The sequence below is a fragment of the Streptomyces sp. NPDC050509 genome (genome assembly GCF_044457965.1).
In the GTDB taxonomy this organism is placed as follows: Bacteria; Actinomycetota; Actinomycetes; order Streptomycetales; family Streptomycetaceae; genus Streptomyces.
The window spans coordinates 275,392-291,894 of the sequence record NZ_JBITHL010000003.1; the positions used below are offsets into that span (position 1 = coordinate 275,392).

The window sequence follows — 16,503 nt, forward strand, 5'->3', positions numbered from 1 at the left end:
GTTCCGGGGCGTTGTCGGTGGGCGCCGGTACGGTTCTGGGAAATGCCGCCGGTCCGCCTCGCTCGGGCCGGTACCGGACGACGCTAGGAACGCACATGGAACCGGTCTTCGCTGATTTCTCCACCCGCCCCGCCCGGCTGTCGAACACCCTCGTCGCCCATCACCGATGCGGGATCGCCTCCTCGCATCTCGCGCTGGGCGGCGGCGGATACATCAAGCTGGACTTCGCGGTGGGCGAGCGGGAGGAGATCGCCGAGGCCGTCATCACGGTGACCACCCTCGGCGGTGACGTGCCGATGGACGTCAGCCTCAACGGCAAGGCGCTCGGCGAGGGCCAGGCCGTCCCGGCGGACGGCGGCCACGGAGCTCCCCACCAGGGCGCGTTCCAGGCCGCGTTCCAGACCGTGTTCGCCGCTCCGGGCGATCTGCTGGCGTCCGGCGACAACATCCTGGAGATACGCAGCCCGGAAGGCGCGGACACGCTCCTGCGGCTGCGTACCGTCACCGTCGACCCCGCCCACGACCGAGGCCGCGCCGAGCGGGCGCTCGTGGCCAGGGTGGCGGACATCCGGTCGGTCGTCACCTTCGACACCGAGCGCCGAGCGCCCGGCACCACCGTGTGGCAGCCCGCGCCCCAGCTCCTGTTCCACCTCGACGCCGGCGACCGGGCCGTCCCCGCCCACCTCGCCTGGCGCGGCGCGGACGGCTCGGAGGCCGCGATCGGGCTGCGGGCCGACCTGTCGGGGTTCCAGGGGCACTCGCGGGGAGCCGACGGAGCGCCCGCCGAGTACCGCGGCACCCTCACGGACCGCTCGGCCTACCCCGAGGGCACGGCCGACACCCCTCTCTACCTCTTCTCGACGGACGAGGCCCAGGGTGAGAGCTGGTCCCCGTCCGGAGAGCTGAAGCTGCTGCTCGACGCGGGCGGGACCCCGGTGGAGCGCGTGTCCTGGACCGACCGGCTCGGCAACACCGCGTCCATCGAGCTGAGTCCGGCCGCCGCCGCCCCCGCCGCGGAGGCGGCCACCACCGGCGAACTGCACGACGTCACCCGTACGGTCACCGGCATACGGGCGAGCGAGGAGTTCGGCGCGGCGGGAGAGGTCGCGGAGAACCTGCTCCGCGGCTCGCACAACAAGTGGCTGGCGCATGGGAACACCGCCGACATCGAGTTCGTCCTCGACCCGCCCGCCGCGGTCTCCACCTACCGGCTGACCTCGGCGAACGACGCCCCGGGCCGGGATCCGCGGGACTGGGTGCTCGCCGGTTCGTACGACGGACGCACCTGGTCGGACCTGGACTCCCGCAGCGGCGAACGCTTCCGGGGGCGCTTCGAGACGAACGAGTACGAGTTCACCAACACCACGCCCTACCCCCACTACCGCCTGTCCATCACCGACAACGCGGGCAGCAGCGAGATCCAGCTCTCCCGGATCGAGCTCTTCGCCGGTGAGATCATCACGGGCCCGACCCCCGACTCCGCCGACTTCACCGGCTACCGCACGCCCGCCGGGGGCGAACCGGCCGGCTACCGGGGTACGACCGTCCCCGGCCCGTGGTCCGACACGGAGCCGCGGAGCGGTCGCGGGGAGGAACTGCTGGCCGGGGAGCTGGGCGAGACGGCCCGCACCCTGGACGAGGCGGCCCGTCTCATCGACAAGCTGGCGGCGTACCTGAAGCACGCCGGCTGAACGTGAGAAATTCCGGATTTCGGCGTCGGGATCGGATCCGAGATCGGGCCGGTGCCTGAAATCGGGGCCCGACCATTCACCTGACTCAAGGTGAATTCGAGTTTAACCACGCCTGAAGAAATATCGCGTCGAATTCCCCTCGTGCGACCGGAAGTCACAGGTCACGACGGTCTGTGGCGTCCGAGTCGCAGGCATGACGACGTAATCCGTGCGGCGTGAGAGGGCAACCAAGTGCATAACTCGGCCATCCCACATGGTTGTTGGAGCCACTTACTCCTCATGGAGGTTATGCAATGCCCTCTCGTCATGTCAGTGGCCGGATCTTCCGTGCCGCTTCGGCGCTGACCCTGGCCCTCGGTGCGGGGCTGGCCGCTCCGGTGCTGCTCGCCGGTACGGCCACCGCCGCCGCACCGTCGGCCACCGCCGCGCTCGACGGCAGGTCGGTCATCTACACGGCCGCCTCCGGCCAGGCCAACAAGCCGGCCGTCACCGCCTCGAAGGCCGGGGAGAACATCACGTACGTCATCGACGACGTCGTCACGATCAGCGCGGGCAGCGGCTGCACGTACCCCAGCGGCACGGACCGCACGAAGGTCTCCTGCACGGTGGCCACGCTGGAGAGCCAGGACCCGTACCCCACTCTCCAGATGTCCCTCGGTGACGGCGACGATGTCGTCACCTACACCAACAAGACCGACCAGGCGTACTACTTCGCCTCGACCGACCTGGGCGCAGGCAAGGACACGCTGACCGAGTCCAGCGGCGTCCAGGGCAACGGCGTCATCGGCGGCGCGGGCGACGACACCCTCACGGTGGGCGAGGTCACGGTGGCCCTCGGCGGCGACGGCAACGACACGATCCGCGCGGCCGACGGCACCATCGCGCAGGGCGGCGCGGGCGACGACACGATCTACGCCAAGGGTGACGTCGACGGCGGTGCCGGTGACGACGAGATCCACGGCGGCGCGGAAGGCCAGAGCCTGACCGGCGGCGACGGCGACGACACGATCCACGGCGACGCCGGGAACGACTTCGTCTACGGAGGCAAGGGCAACGACGTCCTGTACGGAGACGGCGGCAACGACACGATCTACGGGAACAGCGGCGACGACAAGCTGTACGGCGGCGCCGGCACGGACACCCTCTCCGGCGGCCCCGGCAAGAACGTCGTAAGCCAGGACTGACACCGGACGGCCCCCCGGCCCGGGAACCGCCCGCGCACCGCGCGGTTCCCGGGCCGGGGCTCCTCACTGGCCGACGCCCACCACCGCCAGGATCCGCGCCAGCTCACGCGGCTGCGAGAACATCGGCCAGTGCCCGGTGTCCATCTCCACCAGCCGCCACCGCTCGCTCGTCAGAAGCGCGGCCACGTCCGCGTTCGGCTCGGCGCCGTCGAGCAGGCACTTGACGTACGTCCATCAGTCATGCCGAAAACGTAGCGCGGGGGTCTGACAACCGGCCCGACCCACTCCGGCTACGCGGCCAGAGGCGCGCCGGAGGACGCGCACCCAGGACAGTCGCCCGGCTCCGGTGCGCGGTAGGCGTGATCGCAGGTGTCGCAGTTCTGGAGCGGGTCCGGCCGTGGCGCGGTGGCGGCGGCGGGCCTGGCCGGGAGCGGTGGCGGTAGCAGCTCGGTGAGCCGGTACGCCAGGAGGGCGGCCGGACGGCGCAGGTCGGGCGGCAGGTTCGCGGCCAGGGTCCGGCGTACGGCATCGGGCGCGGCACCGCGCTCCAGCCACGCGGCGACGCCCGGGGCGAGGCGCCGTACATCCCGCTCGGCCAGCAGCAGCCGCGGCTCGTCCCGCCGCAGGTCGGCCAGCAGCTCGGCGGCGACGCGTTGGCGCTCCAGGTCAGGGGTGATGGGCCGGGGGAGCGGCGGCGTCACGCGAGGAGGGGCCGCCGTCGCCGGGCGCGGCGGTACGGGGGACGCGGGCGGTATGGGCTCCCGCAGCGGTACGGGCGGTACGGGCTCCACGGGCGGTACGGGCGGTACGGGCTCCACGGGCGCCGGGGCGGAAGCCGAGGGTGCCGGTAAGGGAACGCCCGCAGCCCGCGTAGGAGCAGCCGGCCGCCGAACCTCCCCCGCGCACCGGACGCGGGTCGCCTCGGGGTGGTTGTACGAGATCGTCCGGCTGACGATCCGCCCCCCTTCGGCCCGCTCGCGGCGCCGCTCGATGTACCCGTACGTCTCCAACTCCCGCAGCGCGGCGGCGATACGGTCGCGGCCCTCCACGAACTTCCCCGCCAGCGTCCTGATGTCCACCGGGGACCCCTCGGGCAGCGACTGGATGTGCGTCGCCAGGCCGATCGCGGTCAGCGACAACGTGCGGTGCTGCGCGAGGTGGTTGCCCACGATCGTGAAGCGGGAGGTCTGGGATTCGTGCACCTTCATCACTCCGGATGAGGATCCGCGAACCGCGCAACGGGTGCGTTCGGGCGCACTAAACTTCTCTACAACCATGGGGAAGTCCGTATCTTCCTCGGTGGTCAGGCCCTCGGACCGGGATTGCCGTCCCGGCCGGGGGCCGTCGCATGTCTGATGTGGTGTTGAGGCCGAGCCTGCCTCCCCGAACACACCAAAAGCCAGCCGTCCAGGGTGAGATCACCCTTGCGGGTGACCTGAGCCGGGTGGGGTTGGGTTTGGTTGGTTATTTCCCTGGGTTCTTTGGTCTTTTACCGCCCGCAGCCCGGGGGCACAGCCCACCGGAGCCAGGGTTTCCGGGCTGCGGGATCCCGGCGCCAGGGCGAGTTCGGCCCACACGGTCTTGCAGGGCGGCGGCCCCGGCACAACGCCCCACGCATCGGCGAGCGCGTCCACCAGGATCAGGCCACGCCCCGACTCGTCCTCGGCGAGTGCGCTCCGTACGGCGGCGGGCAGTTGCTCGGACCGGGCGTCGGTCACCTCGATACGGAGCGTGCCGGCCGCACCGCCTCCGCCCCGCAGCATCAGCGCGAGCCGGAAGTCCCGCCCGGCGACCCGGCCGTGCAACGCGGCGTTCGAAGCCAGCTCGGCGACGATGTGCGCCGCGCTCTCGAAGGGCACGTCCCACATGCGCAACTGCTCGACGGCGAGCAACCGCGCGAGCCGGGCGCCTCTGCGGGTGGAGGAGAGCAGGACACGGAACTCACGGTCGGGGAGGGCGGATTGCGGCGCGGGGGGCCGGTCGGCGTTTTTGAGGTTCACGTCACCCAGCGTGGCCGGATGCGCTTACGCTGAACAGTGACAGCGTACTTACGGACGGTGACTGTCCTGGTGTTGTCCGGCTCGGTCCGGGTTGTACGCCGTGGCCTTCTGTGGAACGGACGCTGTGGCGGACGAGTGTCACGGAGGTGTGCGCAGTGAGCATGGACCTGGGCGGTACGGACCGGACGACGGCAGACGGTACGGGTGACCCCGACTGGGAGTCCGACGACTTGGAGGACGACTCGGGGGCAGTGATCGCTGCGGTCGGCCGACAGATCAAGCTGTGGCGACTGGAAGCGGGGCTGCGACAGGCCGAATTCGGGGCGGCAATCGGCTACGGCGAGAACCAGGTCTACAAGGTGGAGGCCGGCAAACGCATCCCGAAGCCGGAGTTCCTGGACAAGGCGGACGAGGTGCTTCGCGCTGGCGGCAAGATCGCCGCGATGAACCAGGACGTGCTGGAAGCGCGGACCCCAAGAAGGTCAGGGACCTGGTGAAGCTGGAGAGGGAGGCCGTCGAGCTGGGAGCCTGTTCCAACCACAACCTGTTCGGACTGCTCCAGACCGAGGAGCACGCTCGCGCCCTCTTCCGAATGCGGCGCCCTCTGTTCACCGAGGAGGTCATCGAGCGTAACGTCGCCGCTCGTTTGGCGCGTCAGAAGATCCTTGACCCTGCGAAAGCGGACGTGTCCCCGTCAAGACCGATGGTCGTTGACGCCATGGGGCGCTCGGAAGCCTTCGCTCCGCGCTCCCACCGGCCACGGCCGGCGCGGCCTGGGGCATCCCACCGCCAGGTGGGCGGCGGCGCGGGCGTCACGTTGGACGGTGCGGGGCGGGTGCTGTTAGCTGAGAAGCGGTCCCGCAGTGCCCGGCTGGCCTGGACGATCGAGAGAGGTGCCTGGTGCACACACCCCGCCTGGAGGAAGTGCGCCTCACCTCCTTCAAGAGCTTCATCGACCAGCGCATGCCTCTGGAGAACCTCACGCTCCTCGTCGGTCGTAACGGCAGCGGTAAGTCGAACGCCCTGGACGCTCTGACGGTCCTGTCGCGGCTGGCGCTCGGCGAGCCGGTACGGGACGCACTCGACAGCCCCCGGCACGGCGGCGAGGAACCGATCCGGGGCGGCGCCGAGGGGTGCGCCCCGCTGGGACGTGACGCCTTCGCCATCGGCTGCCGGGTGCGCGTCGGGGAGGCGGTGTTCGACTTCGACGTGGAGATCGAGGTGCGGCCCACCGTCCGCATCCGTCGCGAGCGGCTGGTCGTGGTGGAGGGGGTGCGGTACGGCAAGAGGCTGCTGTCCGACAGGGTGCTGCTGACGGCGGAGTCCATCGGGTCGTCGGCGAGGTCCGGCGAATTCAACCGGCTCGCCCTGCGCCATTTCAACGGCCGGAGAGAACCCGAGGACTTCGGTGACCTCCACAGCGACGACCGCCTTATGTGTTCTCTGGTGCCTTTCCTGGTGCCCGACAAGACAAGCGCCGGACGTCTGGTGCACGAGGCGGCCGGGCAGGTGCTGTCCGCGCTGAGGGGGGTCTTCCTCCTGGACCCGGTCCCGCACCTCATGCGTCAGTACGTTGCCGAGCGCGACACCGAGCTGCGCCGTAGCGCGGACAATCTGAGCGCGGTGGTGGGCGAGCTGATGCGCGACGAACCACAGGCGTTCAACCGGCTCAAGAAGCTGATCAGCGGGATGCCGGAGTACCCCGTGGTGGAGGTGGACACGGTCGTCACCCCCCTCGGAGACGTACAGCTCGTGCTCCACGAATCAGGGTTCCACGGCGCCGTACACGCGATCCCCGCCCGCCTCCTCAGCGACGGGATGCTGCGCTTCCTCGCCTTCGGCGCGGCCATGCTCGACGCCCCTGGTTCCGGCCGCGCCGGTGATGCGGCCTGCGCCAAACGGCTTCTCGTGATCGAGGAGATCGAGAACGGCCTGTACCCGACCCAGGCCGCTCGCGTGCTGCGTTTGATGCGGGAAGAGTCGCAGCAGCGCCGTATCGAGGTTTTGTTCACCACCCACAGTCCGGCCCTGCTCAACGCACTTACCGCGCAGGACCACTCAGGAGTTCTCGTCTGCACCCGTGATCCTCGGTCGGGGGAGAGCCGCTTGACCCGGTTGCCGGACCTTCCCGGGTACGTGGATCTGCTGGCGGCCGGCGATCTGGGTGATGCCGTTGCCAAGGGACGTCTTCCGGACGCCGTACGCCCACGTGAGAGCGGAACGATCAACGTCGAGGATTTCTTGAGGAGCCTGTGAGCACGCAGCGCCGGCCGGGCCTCGGGCTTCCGGTCGTCGACTTCCTCGACACGTCGGTCCTGGTGGAGTTTCTTGACGTCCCCTTCATGAACGATCACCAAGCTGATGTGCTCGCCGAGATGGACCGCAGACTGAAGGACGGAGTCCGGTTCATTCTGCCCACCGCGACTGTGGTGGAGACGGGGAACCACGTCTTCCAGATCAAGGACGGCATCGCGCGCCGCCGGTGCGCCGGCAGATTCATGAACATGCTGCGCAGGACCGCCCTCGGTGAAGCTCCCTGGAAGCTGTACGAGCGCACCTGGGACGGCCCGTTCCTCATGTCCTTGTGCGATGGCGCCATCACACAAATGGACCTTGTCGAGCATGCCGCGCGTCAGCAGCTCGGCACCGGTGATCTGAGCATCGTCGTGGAGCGCGACCTGTACGCGTCCCGTGCCCAGGCCCACGTCCGTATCTGGACGCTGGAGGCGACGATGAACACGTGGGCCGAGCTGAGCTGAGAGAGTGCCGAGGGTACCGAGGGTGCCGGGGCCGGGGCGCGCATGCCCCGGCCTCCACGCGTGTCCGTGCCTGTGGTCAGACCCAGTCCCAGCTCACGTTGATCCGGCCGGCGTTGAGGTCACCGATCCGGGAGAACGCGGTGGGGCTGAGGTCCACGTCGTTGGTGGCGCAGCCCATGCACTTGTCCACGACTCTCACGACGACGGAGCCGAGCGGGCCGTTGACGCGGATCTGCCGTCCGCACTGGGGCGAGTTGTTGGGGTTGGGGTGGTTGCCGTACAGCGTGGTCGAGATCGCCACGACCAGTTCACTGTCGTTGTTGAACCAACCACACGCGCCGAGGCCGGTGTTGTACCAGGTGGCCTGGCCGGTGGCGCGCGCGTCGCTCGGTGCGGCTGCGGCCGGGGCGGCGGTGGCGCCGACCGCGGCGAGCGCGAGGAGGGACGAGGCCGCGGTCAGCGCTGCCGCGGTGCGGGCGGCGCGGGTGCGGGCGGGGTCGTTGTTCCGGGTCGTGGCTGTGGTGGGGGACATGCGAGCAACCCTTCGAACGGTGGCAGGTGTCTTGGTCTAGACCAGGGTTGCTCGCAGGGGAGCGCATTCCCAGAGCCTTTCCGGCTCACCTGTTGCACCTTCTGGCCAACCCGCCCCGGCGCCCCCGCCCGGTCGCTCTTTCCGCTCAGCCGATCGTCTGGCGGGTCTTCCACCAGGTGGAGGGTGCGATGACGTTGGTCCCCGTGCCGTTCAGCGCCGTTCTGCCGCCGGTGTGGAGGCGTACGGAGCCGTCGGAGTGGACGGCCCAGATGTCGGGGATGTCGTCGCCGGTGACGTCCGGGGTGCCCATGAGGTGGGGAACGGCGGAACTCGACCAGCCGGACGCGGCGTACTGGGTGTCCGTACCCGCTCCCGAGTTCGCCGCGGTTGCGAGAGAGCCGAGGTCCACTCCGCCCGCCGCCGCCTTGACTCCCGTACGGAGCAGCAGCCGGCCGGTCGCGTCGGAACGGTAGACCAGGTCGGTGACGCCGTCGCCGGTGACGTCCAGGGCGATGACGGTGTCCCGGTCGGCCCAGGAGGCGCCGGAGAGGAGGGTGGCTTTCTCGATCGTCGCGCCGTTGTAGCCGGTGAGCACCCACAGCGCGTCGCCGACCGTGACGAAGAAGTCGGCTTTGCCGTCGGCTGTCGCATCGCCCGCGGAGACGATCTGGGTGAACGTGGCCGGGTCGGGAGCGTCGGACGGGAGCAGGATCTCGCGGCGCTTGTCGATGTTCACGGCGCCGTATCCGTCGCCGGGGTAGACCCAGAGCTTTCCGCCGACCCGCGCGACGACGTCCTGGAGGCCGTCGCCGCCGTAGATGTCGCCGTTGTGGGTGATGAGGGCCTTGTCGAAGTGCCCGGTGGGCGCGGCGACGAGGGCGGGAGATCGTCGCCGTTGGGGTCCTTGGCGGGGTTGGCCCGGTACGCGCTGGGCATCGAGTAGCCCAGCTTCCCCGTGGCCCTGGTGAGGTCGGTGTTGGTCTGGGAGATGTAGAGGCTGAGGTTGCCCTTCTCCGTGACGGTCAGGAGGTCGGGGAGCCCGTCACCGGTCATGTCGCCGGGGGCGTCGGCCTTGTCGCGAGGGCTGACGTAGAAGAAGTACTTGGCCGGTGTGGACACGTTCCCCGCGCCGTCGACGGTCCGTACGTACAGCACGTTCGGCCCGGCGGCCGGCGGCCTGGTGTTCGCGAGCGTCGCGCTGGTGGTGGTCGCCGTACCGGCGGTACGGGCCAGGCTGAACGGGTAACTGGCCGAGTTGAAGCCGTACTCGTACCGTATGACGTCCTTGTCGAGGGCGCGCACGGTGAAGGAGCCGGGTGTGCCGAACTTCTTCGTGGACCAGAGCGAGTCCTCGGGCTGGTTGCCGAACCCGTTCTCGTTCTCGTCCGCGTTGGGGAAGTCGGTGGAGGAGACCTTGGGCGGCTTGGGCGCGGCGGTGTCCAGGACGAACCGGCAGGGAGTCTTCTTCGGGGAGTAGTCGGAGGATGAGCCCAACAGGCTCCTTCGGGGACGACCACAGTGCCGCCCGCCGACACCGGATCCGTCACCTTCGGCTCCGGCGCGGGCGCCAGGACAGCGTCCACCCGGGCGACCTCCGTGGCGGACGTGACTCCCGTGGCGGACCTGCCCGTCAGCCTGGGGCAGGCGCCGGGGGAGACCGCCCCGACGGGCACCTGGCAGGTCACGGTCGCCGGACGGACGGAGACGACGGCGCAGGGCGTGGACGGCGCGGTGGTCACCGTACGGCCACCGGCCACCGGCCACCGGAGCGGTGCCGGTCGCCGTGCGGTTCGACTACGAGAAGTTCAAGAACCTCTACGGCGCCGACTGGGCCTCGCGCCTGCGCTTCGTCCAGTTCCCGGCGTGCTACCTGGACACCCCCGAACTGGAGGAGTGCCAGGCGTACGAGGAGCTGGAGACGGTCAACGACACCGCTGACGGAACGGTCACGGCGACGGTCGACACGGCAGGCGGGGCGAGTACGGGAACGGTCTCCGACGACGGCACGGCCACCCCCGCCTCCTTCCTCCCCGCCGCCTCCACCCCCGCCGCCTCCACCCGCGCCGGTTACCCCGGCCGGCCGGCCGGCCGGCCGCGGCGTCGGCCGCGGCTGCCGGCGCGGCCGTACTCGGCGTCACCGACTCCGGTGCGGGCGCGGGCGGTTCCTTCAAGGCGACACCGCTCGCCTCCAGCGGAACGTGGGCGGCCGGCGGCTCCTCCGGCTCCCTCTCCTGGGCGTACCCGCTGACCGTTCCCCCGACCCCGGCCGGACCGTCCCCGAACATCTCCTTCGCCTACGACTCGCAGGAGGTGGACGGCAAGACGGCCGTCTCCTCTCCGCAGACCTCGTGGATCGGCGAAGGATGGGACTACGAACCCGGCCACATCGAGCGCCGCTACCGCTCCTGCAAGGACGACACCAAGAAGCTCAAGGCCGGCACGCCCAACAACACGGCCAAGAAGGACCAGACGTCCGACCTGTGCTGGGTGTCGCACAACGCGGTGATGTCATTGAACGGCCGCACCACCGAGCTGGTCAGGGAGGGCGACACCAACACGTACCGTCCCCAGAACGACGACGGTACGCGCGTCGAACTGAAGACCGGCGCCGCCAACGGTGCGTACGACGGCGAGTACTGGGTGGTCACCACCTCGGACGGTACGACGTACCACTACGGGCTGAACGCCGTCGGAGGCGGTCACGCCGTCACCAACTCCGTCTCCACCGTGCCCGTGTACGGCAACCATCCCGAGGAGCCCTGCTACGCCGCCACCTTCGCGAACTCCCGCTGTGGCGCGGGGGTACAGCAAGCCTGGCAGTGGGGCATGGACAAGGTCGTCGACGTCCACGGCAACGCGATGGTCGTCAACTGGAAGCAGGAGACCAACCACTACTCGGTCAACAAGAAGTTCAAGTCCCCGGAGAAGTACGACCGGGCCGCCTACCCCGTCTCCATCGAGTACGGGATGCGCATCGCCGACCTGACCAAGCCCTCGGCCACCGTCGAGTTCGGTGTCCAGCAGCGCTGCCTGAAGTCGGCCACCGCCTGTGACCCGGCGAACTTCGCCAAGACCGACGACCCCGGCGCCTACCGGCCCTGGTGGGACACGCCCGGCAACCTCAACTGCAAGTCCACCTCCAAACTCTGCCCGGCCTTCCCGTCCTTCTGGACCCAGCTCCGCCTGGACACGGTGACGACGAAGGCCGCCCGCGCCGGCCGGAGCGGACTGGGCAAGGTCGACACGTACGCCCTCCACCAGTCCTTCCCCGAGGACTGGTACGACACATCCCCCAGCCTGTGGCTCAACTCGATCACCCGCAGAGGCTTCGCGCCCGGGGACACCACCGGGACCCTTCAGTCCAAGGACGGCGTCAGCTTCGGCGAGTACCGCGTGGGCTCCTCCTCCCCTCTGCGCGCACGCCTGCGGGACCGGCAGCTCCCCAACCTCGTGCCGTCAGGACCCGGGGACCAGCGGCCCGCCTTCACCCGCCCGCGCATCGGCACGGTCGCGACCGAGAACGGCGGCGACATCCAGGTCGAGTACACCGGCGGCTGCGCCACCGAACCCGCGACCGACAAGGGCAAGGCCAACACCACCTGCTATCCGGTGCGCTGGTCCCCGGACGGGGAGGAGAAGACTCCGGCCAAGGCGTGGTTCAACAAGTACGTCGTCGCCTCCGTCACCGAGACCGACCGGGTCACCACGCACGGCAAGCCCGTCGTGACCGCCTACAAGTACACGTCCCCCGCCTGGCAGAAGACCGACAACGAATTCCTCCGCCCGGCGCTGCGCACGTACAGCACGTGGCGCGGCTACCGGCAGGTCGCCGTCACCAAGGGCAGCAAGTCCATTTCCCAGCAGGGCGATCCGCAGTCGCAGTCGCACACCGTCACCCGCTTCTTCCAGGGCACGGGCGGCCAGGTGAAGGACTCCAAGGACGCCGTCGTCCTGCTGGCCGACGACGCACCGCAGTTCGCGGGGATGACCGCCGAGACACTGACGTACAAGCACTCCGAGGACCGCGAGGCCCTCACCCGCGCGCTGACCTTCCCGAAGTCGAAGGAGACCGCTTCCCGGCCCCGCCAGGCCGAGGACGGCACCGACCTCGACCCGCTGCTCGCCCACCGCACCTGGGTCGCGCGCACCGACGCCGTCCAGAAGGTCGGTACGAGCTGGCGCGCGGTGCGGACCGAGACGACCGTCGACGACACCTACGGGCTGCCCACCCAACTGGAGATGTCCGTCGTCAAGCCGAACGGCACCGGTGAGACCGTCAGCGACCAGGTCTGCATGCGGACGTCGTACGTCCACAATCGCACCGACTGGATCGTCGGCAAGGCCAAGGAGACCCGCTCCACCGCCACGCCCTGCGCCGGCTTCGACACCGCCGACACCGCGACACAGCTTCTGGGATCGGTCCGTACCTCCTTCGACGGCCAGGCGTGGGGAGCCGCCCCGACCAAGGGGCTGGAGACATCGGTCTCGGAGATCAACGGCTCGGGCTCCGCCCACTCCGTGACCACCACCACCTCGTACGACCCGCTCGGACGCGTCAGGAAATCCAGCACGCCGCTGACCGGCACGTCGGAGACGGTCTACACCCCGGGCGACAGCGGCGGCCCCGTCACCGCCGTCAAGCTCATCAACGCCAAGGGCCACGCCTCCACGACGGTCTACGACCCCGGGCGCGCCCTGGCCCTGACGGCCACCGACCCGAACGGCCGGATCACCAGGACCGAGTACGACGCGCTCGGCCGCCTGGTCAAGGGCTGGTCCCCGGGGCGCTCCTCGGGCGGAAAATCGCCGGACACGGAGATCTCGTACCGCGGCGCCGTCGCGACCTCCAGCGAGACCCGGCCGGCCGCTGTCACCGTCAAGTCCCTCAAGGACGACGGGCGTTATGCCAGCGCGGTCACGCTCTACGACGGCCTGGGGCGTACGGTCCAGACGCAGAGCGAGGCCCACGGCGCCGGCCGGATCATCACCGACACCAAGTACAACGACCACGGCCTGGTCTGGGAGCAGACCGGCGGCTACCTCGCCCAGGGGGAGCCCGAAACCAAGCTCTTCGCCCGCGTCTCGGAATCCCTCGTACCGAACAAGACCAAGACGCGGTACGACGGCCTCGAACGCGCGGTGCGCTCCTCCGTCTACCACGGCGCCGACTTCAAGTACGCGACGTACACCACCTACGGCGACGACTACGTCTACGTCGACCCGCCGGGCCAGACCGCCCCGTCCACCCAGAGCTTCACCGACGCGCAGGGCCGGGTCACCTCGGTCCAGCACTACACCAAGGCCGGCGGCACGAGCACCAGGCGGACGACGAACTACACGTACGACGCGCGGGGCAACCACACCAAGGTCACCGACCCGGCCGGCAACGCCTGGGAGTACGCGTACGACGTCCGCGGGCGCCTGACCAGCTCCACTGACCCCGACACCGGTACCTCCACCTTCGCGTACGACGACGCCGACCGCCGGACCCGGGCCACCGACACGCTCGGCAAGAGCATCCACACCCAGTACGACGAACTGGACCGCGTGGTCGCCGTCCGCGAGGGCTCGGCGACCTCGGCCCCGGTCAAGGAGTTCACGTACGACACCCTGCCCGGCGCGACCGGGCTGCCCGTCGCCTCGATCCGGCACGACTCCACCGGCGACTACATCGACCGGGTCACCGGATACGACACGGACTACCAGGTCACCGGGCGTGAGACGGTCATCCCGTCCCACGCGACGACCGCCGGACTCTCCGGCACGTACGCCTACTCCTACGCCTACACGCCCACCGGAAAACCGCTGTCGGTCACGCTCCCCGCGAAGGGCGGGCTGGCGGCCGAGAAGGTCGTCACGCGGTACGACGACGACGGCCTGCCGGAATCCACCTCGGGCATCTCCTGGTACACCTCCGACATCACCTACTCCCCGTACGGTGAGCCGCTGCGCTCGGTCAGCGGGTCGCAGCCCTCGCGTGTCTGGACCACCAACTTCGTGGACCAGCACACCGGGAGCCTCCAGCGCACGGTCACCGACCGAGAGACCGCGGGCACCCACCGGGTCGCGGACAGCTACTACTCGTACGACGCCTCGGGCACGATCACCTCCAACGCCCGTAAGCTCACCGACGCGTCCGGCTCCACCTGGGACAACCAGTGCTACACGTACGACGCGCTCGGTGAACTGGTCCACGCCTGGACGTCGGACATCACCCCCGGCACCACGGGCACCGGCTGCCGCTCGTCGGGTGGCACCAACTGGGGCTACCGTGCGGACGGTGAGCCCTCCGGCGGCCCGGTCGCCGACGCCCCGACCGTGGCGACCGACACCACGACCCCGAGCGCGGGCCTGACCACCTCACTGGCCGCGGCGGCGCCCGCGTCGACAACGGTCTCGACGGGCTCGACGGCGTACCGCCAGTCCTTCACCTACGACTGGCTGGGCAACCGGGCCACTGACGGACCACGACCCGGCCGACGCGGCATCGAGCGTCACGTACACCTCCCGGTACGGCCGCCAGGTCACCGGCAAGGGCCTGGTCCAGCCGCACACCCTCACCTCGGTGGCCGCCACGGCGGGCGGCAAGAGCAGCGCCTACACCTACGACGACGTCGGCAACACCACCGTCCGCGATCTGCCCTCCACCACCCAGAACCTGGCCTGGACGGCGGAGAACAAGCTCGACACGATCACGGACGACGGCGTCAAGACGCGCTACGTGTACGACGCCGCGGGCAACCGCATCCTGGAGAACTCGCCCACCGGCTCCACGCTCTACCTCGGCGAGACCGAGCTGACCACGGACGCCACCGGCAAGATCACCCGCGCCTCCCGCGCCTACTCCCACCCGGGCGCCCCGACGGTCGTCCGCACCGCGACCAACGGCTCAGGCACCGGCCACACCCTCAGCGCCCTGATCAGCGACCACCTCGGCACCGCCAACACCACGGTGGAACTGGGCGCGTCCCAGACGGTCACGCGCCGCGCGTTCAAACCGTACGGAGAGGCACGCGGCCCCAAGCCGGCCCTCTGGCCGAACAAACGCAGCTACCTGGGCACCGGCATCGACGACACGGCCACCGGCCTGACCCACCTGGGCGCCCGCGAATACGACCAGGCGGCCGGCCGCTTCCTCTCCGCGGACCCGGTCATCGACGTCACCGAACCGCTCCAGATGAACGGCTACGCGTACGCGGGCAACAGCCCGGTCAGCTCCAGCGACCCTACGGGGCTGTGCCCCGCGGAGATCTGCGGCGCGGGGAAGGCGAACCCGGGCAGCGCCTCGGGCCAGGCGGAGGCAGCCAAAGCCGCGAAACGCCAAGAGAAGGAAGGATCCAACCCGTACAAGGGCGCCCCGACGGTCACGTACACGATCACCAAAACAGTCACGGTGACGAAGCCGGCCCCCTGCGACTTCATCTGCAAGGGCAAGCGCTGGCTGAAGAAGTACAAGACCGAGATCATCACCATCACCACCGAAGTGGTGGTGGGCGTGGCCTGCGGCGCGGTAGCGGTCGGCGCGGGCGCGGCGACAGGCGGCGTCGGCGCCGTGGCGGTCGGAGCGTCCTGCGGCGCCATCGCGGGAGCGGCGGCAGGAGCAGTCGGCAACGCGTTGGACCCCGAGGCGGACAAGAGCCTGGGCGGCTTCGCGAAAGCAGCCGGCAAGGGAGCCGCGGTCGGAGCGGTCGCCTCGGTCGTCGGCGGCGCGGTCGGCAAGGCCATCGCCAAGGGCGTCAAAGCGGTCGCCTCCAAGATCGTCAAACGAGGAAGCGGAGCCGGCAGCCCGAAGGGCAGCGGCAGCAGTGGCGGCTCGAAGGGCGGCGGTGGCAGCGCAAAGAGCAGCGGTAGCGGGGGTGCGAAGGGCACAGACAGTGCGACCTTGGATGTTCCATCGAGCTCTTTTCAAGGGAACAAACTCGCAGAGAGACTGCGCCTGGACTCGGCTAATTCGCCATTCAACCAGAGCGGACATCTGACGCCTGATGCAATTGCCGAGTCCAGGTTGGCCATGCCAGGTGTGAAAATGGGAAACAAGGACCTTCAGGCTCGGTTCGCGGAGCGCGGTGGAGCTTCACAGTGGGGAAAGTACAGCACGGTAACGCATCAAAGCCCGTATGGTGACTACCAGGTGCACTACTACATGAATCGAGAATCGGGAGAGGTCCTGTACGACTATGACTACAAGGTCGTCATGAACCGCCGAGGGAGCACGCCGTGAAAGTGAGGTTCAACGGGACCGCAGGCCACGAGCAGAGCGTTCGGCAGGGAGCGGATGCCTTGCGTCAAGGGCAAGTGTATGTGGTCCTCGAAACGTACTGCCAGGCAGAAGGGCCC

The 16,503-nt window shown here is 69.7% G+C and carries 9 protein-coding genes and 4 pseudogenes; 8 read left to right on the plus strand and 5 right to left on the minus strand.

Translation table 11 applies throughout. The features are described 5' to 3' along the window. Window positions 1–95 precede the first annotated feature (95 nt). Both ACIBJC_RS10355 and ACIBJC_RS10360 read left to right on the plus strand, forming a co-directional pair. Window positions 96–1,691 (plus strand): alpha-1,2-mannosidase, encoded by a 1,596-nt coding sequence (locus ACIBJC_RS10355; RefSeq protein WP_399290266.1) that lies wholly within the window; start codon window positions 96–98, stop codon window positions 1,689–1,691. 293 nt (window positions 1,692–1,984) lie between these two features. Continuing rightward, window positions 1,985–2,875, plus strand: coding sequence for a calcium-binding protein (locus ACIBJC_RS10360; RefSeq protein ID WP_399290268.1), 891 nt, complete (start codon window positions 1,985–1,987; stop codon window positions 2,873–2,875). A gap of 63 nt (window positions 2,876–2,938) precedes the next feature. Here the strand turns inward: ACIBJC_RS10360 and ACIBJC_RS10365 are convergent. The 3 genes and pseudogenes from ACIBJC_RS10365 to ACIBJC_RS10375 all read right to left on the minus strand — a co-directional run. After that, window positions 2,939–3,106 (minus strand): annotated as a pseudogene (locus tag ACIBJC_RS10365) (alpha/beta hydrolase); the annotation flags it as partial. Between the two features lie 59 nt (window positions 3,107–3,165). Then, window positions 3,166–4,083 carry a helix-turn-helix domain-containing protein gene (locus ACIBJC_RS10370; RefSeq protein ID WP_399290270.1) on the minus strand — a complete coding sequence of 306 codons (918 nt, stop codon included), beginning with the start codon at window positions 4,081–4,083 and terminating at the stop codon, window positions 3,166–3,168. A gap of 210 nt (window positions 4,084–4,293) precedes the next feature. Further along, on the minus strand, window positions 4,294–4,875 hold the full coding sequence (locus ACIBJC_RS10375; RefSeq protein ID WP_399290272.1) for an ATP-binding protein: 582 nt from the start codon (window positions 4,873–4,875) through the stop codon (window positions 4,294–4,296). Between the two features lie 161 nt (window positions 4,876–5,036). Here ACIBJC_RS10375 and ACIBJC_RS10380 point away from each other — a divergent pair. The 3 genes and pseudogenes from ACIBJC_RS10380 to ACIBJC_RS10390 all read left to right on the plus strand — a co-directional run. Next, window positions 5,037–5,545, plus strand: a pseudogene (locus ACIBJC_RS10380) (Scr1 family TA system antitoxin-like transcriptional regulator); the annotation flags it as partial. 230 nt (window positions 5,546–5,775) lie between these two features. Further along, window positions 5,776–7,131 carry an AAA family ATPase gene (locus ACIBJC_RS10385; RefSeq protein ID WP_399290274.1) on the plus strand — a complete coding sequence of 452 codons (1,356 nt, stop codon included), beginning with the start codon at window positions 5,776–5,778 and terminating at the stop codon, window positions 7,129–7,131. Then, a complete protein-coding gene (locus ACIBJC_RS10390; protein ID WP_399290276.1) occupies window positions 7,128–7,634 on the plus strand; it encodes a hypothetical protein in 507 nt (168 codons plus the stop codon). The genes ACIBJC_RS10385 and ACIBJC_RS10390 overlap by 4 nt, the downstream gene beginning before the upstream one ends. 76 nt (window positions 7,635–7,710) lie before the next feature. Here ACIBJC_RS10390 and ACIBJC_RS10395 read toward each other — a convergent pair whose 3' ends face one another. Further along, the gene (locus ACIBJC_RS10395; protein ID WP_399290278.1) at window positions 7,711–8,166 is read right to left on the minus strand and encodes an RlpA-like double-psi beta-barrel domain-containing protein; all 456 of its coding nucleotides are present in this window, start codon (window positions 8,164–8,166) and stop codon (window positions 7,711–7,713) included. 145 nt (window positions 8,167–8,311) lie between these two features. Continuing rightward, window positions 8,312–9,657 (minus strand): annotated as a pseudogene (locus tag ACIBJC_RS10400) (FG-GAP repeat domain-containing protein); the annotation flags it as partial. 280 nt (window positions 9,658–9,937) lie between these two features. On the opposite strand from ACIBJC_RS10400, the gene ACIBJC_RS10405 reads away from it, so the two are divergent. The 3 genes and pseudogenes from ACIBJC_RS10405 to ACIBJC_RS10415 all read left to right on the plus strand — a co-directional run bounded on the left by ACIBJC_RS10405 (window position 9,938) and on the right by ACIBJC_RS10415 (window position 16,387). Beyond that, on the plus strand, window positions 9,938–10,414 hold the full coding sequence (locus ACIBJC_RS10405; protein ID WP_399290280.1) for a hypothetical protein: 477 nt from the start codon (window positions 9,938–9,940) through the stop codon (window positions 10,412–10,414). 2,045 nt (window positions 10,415–12,459) lie between these two features. Next, window positions 12,460–13,635 (plus strand): annotated as a pseudogene (locus ACIBJC_RS10410) (hypothetical protein); the annotation flags it as partial. Window positions 13,636–14,887: 1,252 nt separating this feature from the next. Then, window positions 14,888–16,387 (plus strand): RHS repeat domain-containing protein, encoded by a 1,500-nt coding sequence (locus tag ACIBJC_RS10415; RefSeq protein WP_399291159.1) that lies wholly within the window; start codon window positions 14,888–14,890, stop codon window positions 16,385–16,387. The last annotated feature ends 116 nt before the right edge of the window (window positions 16,388–16,503 follow it).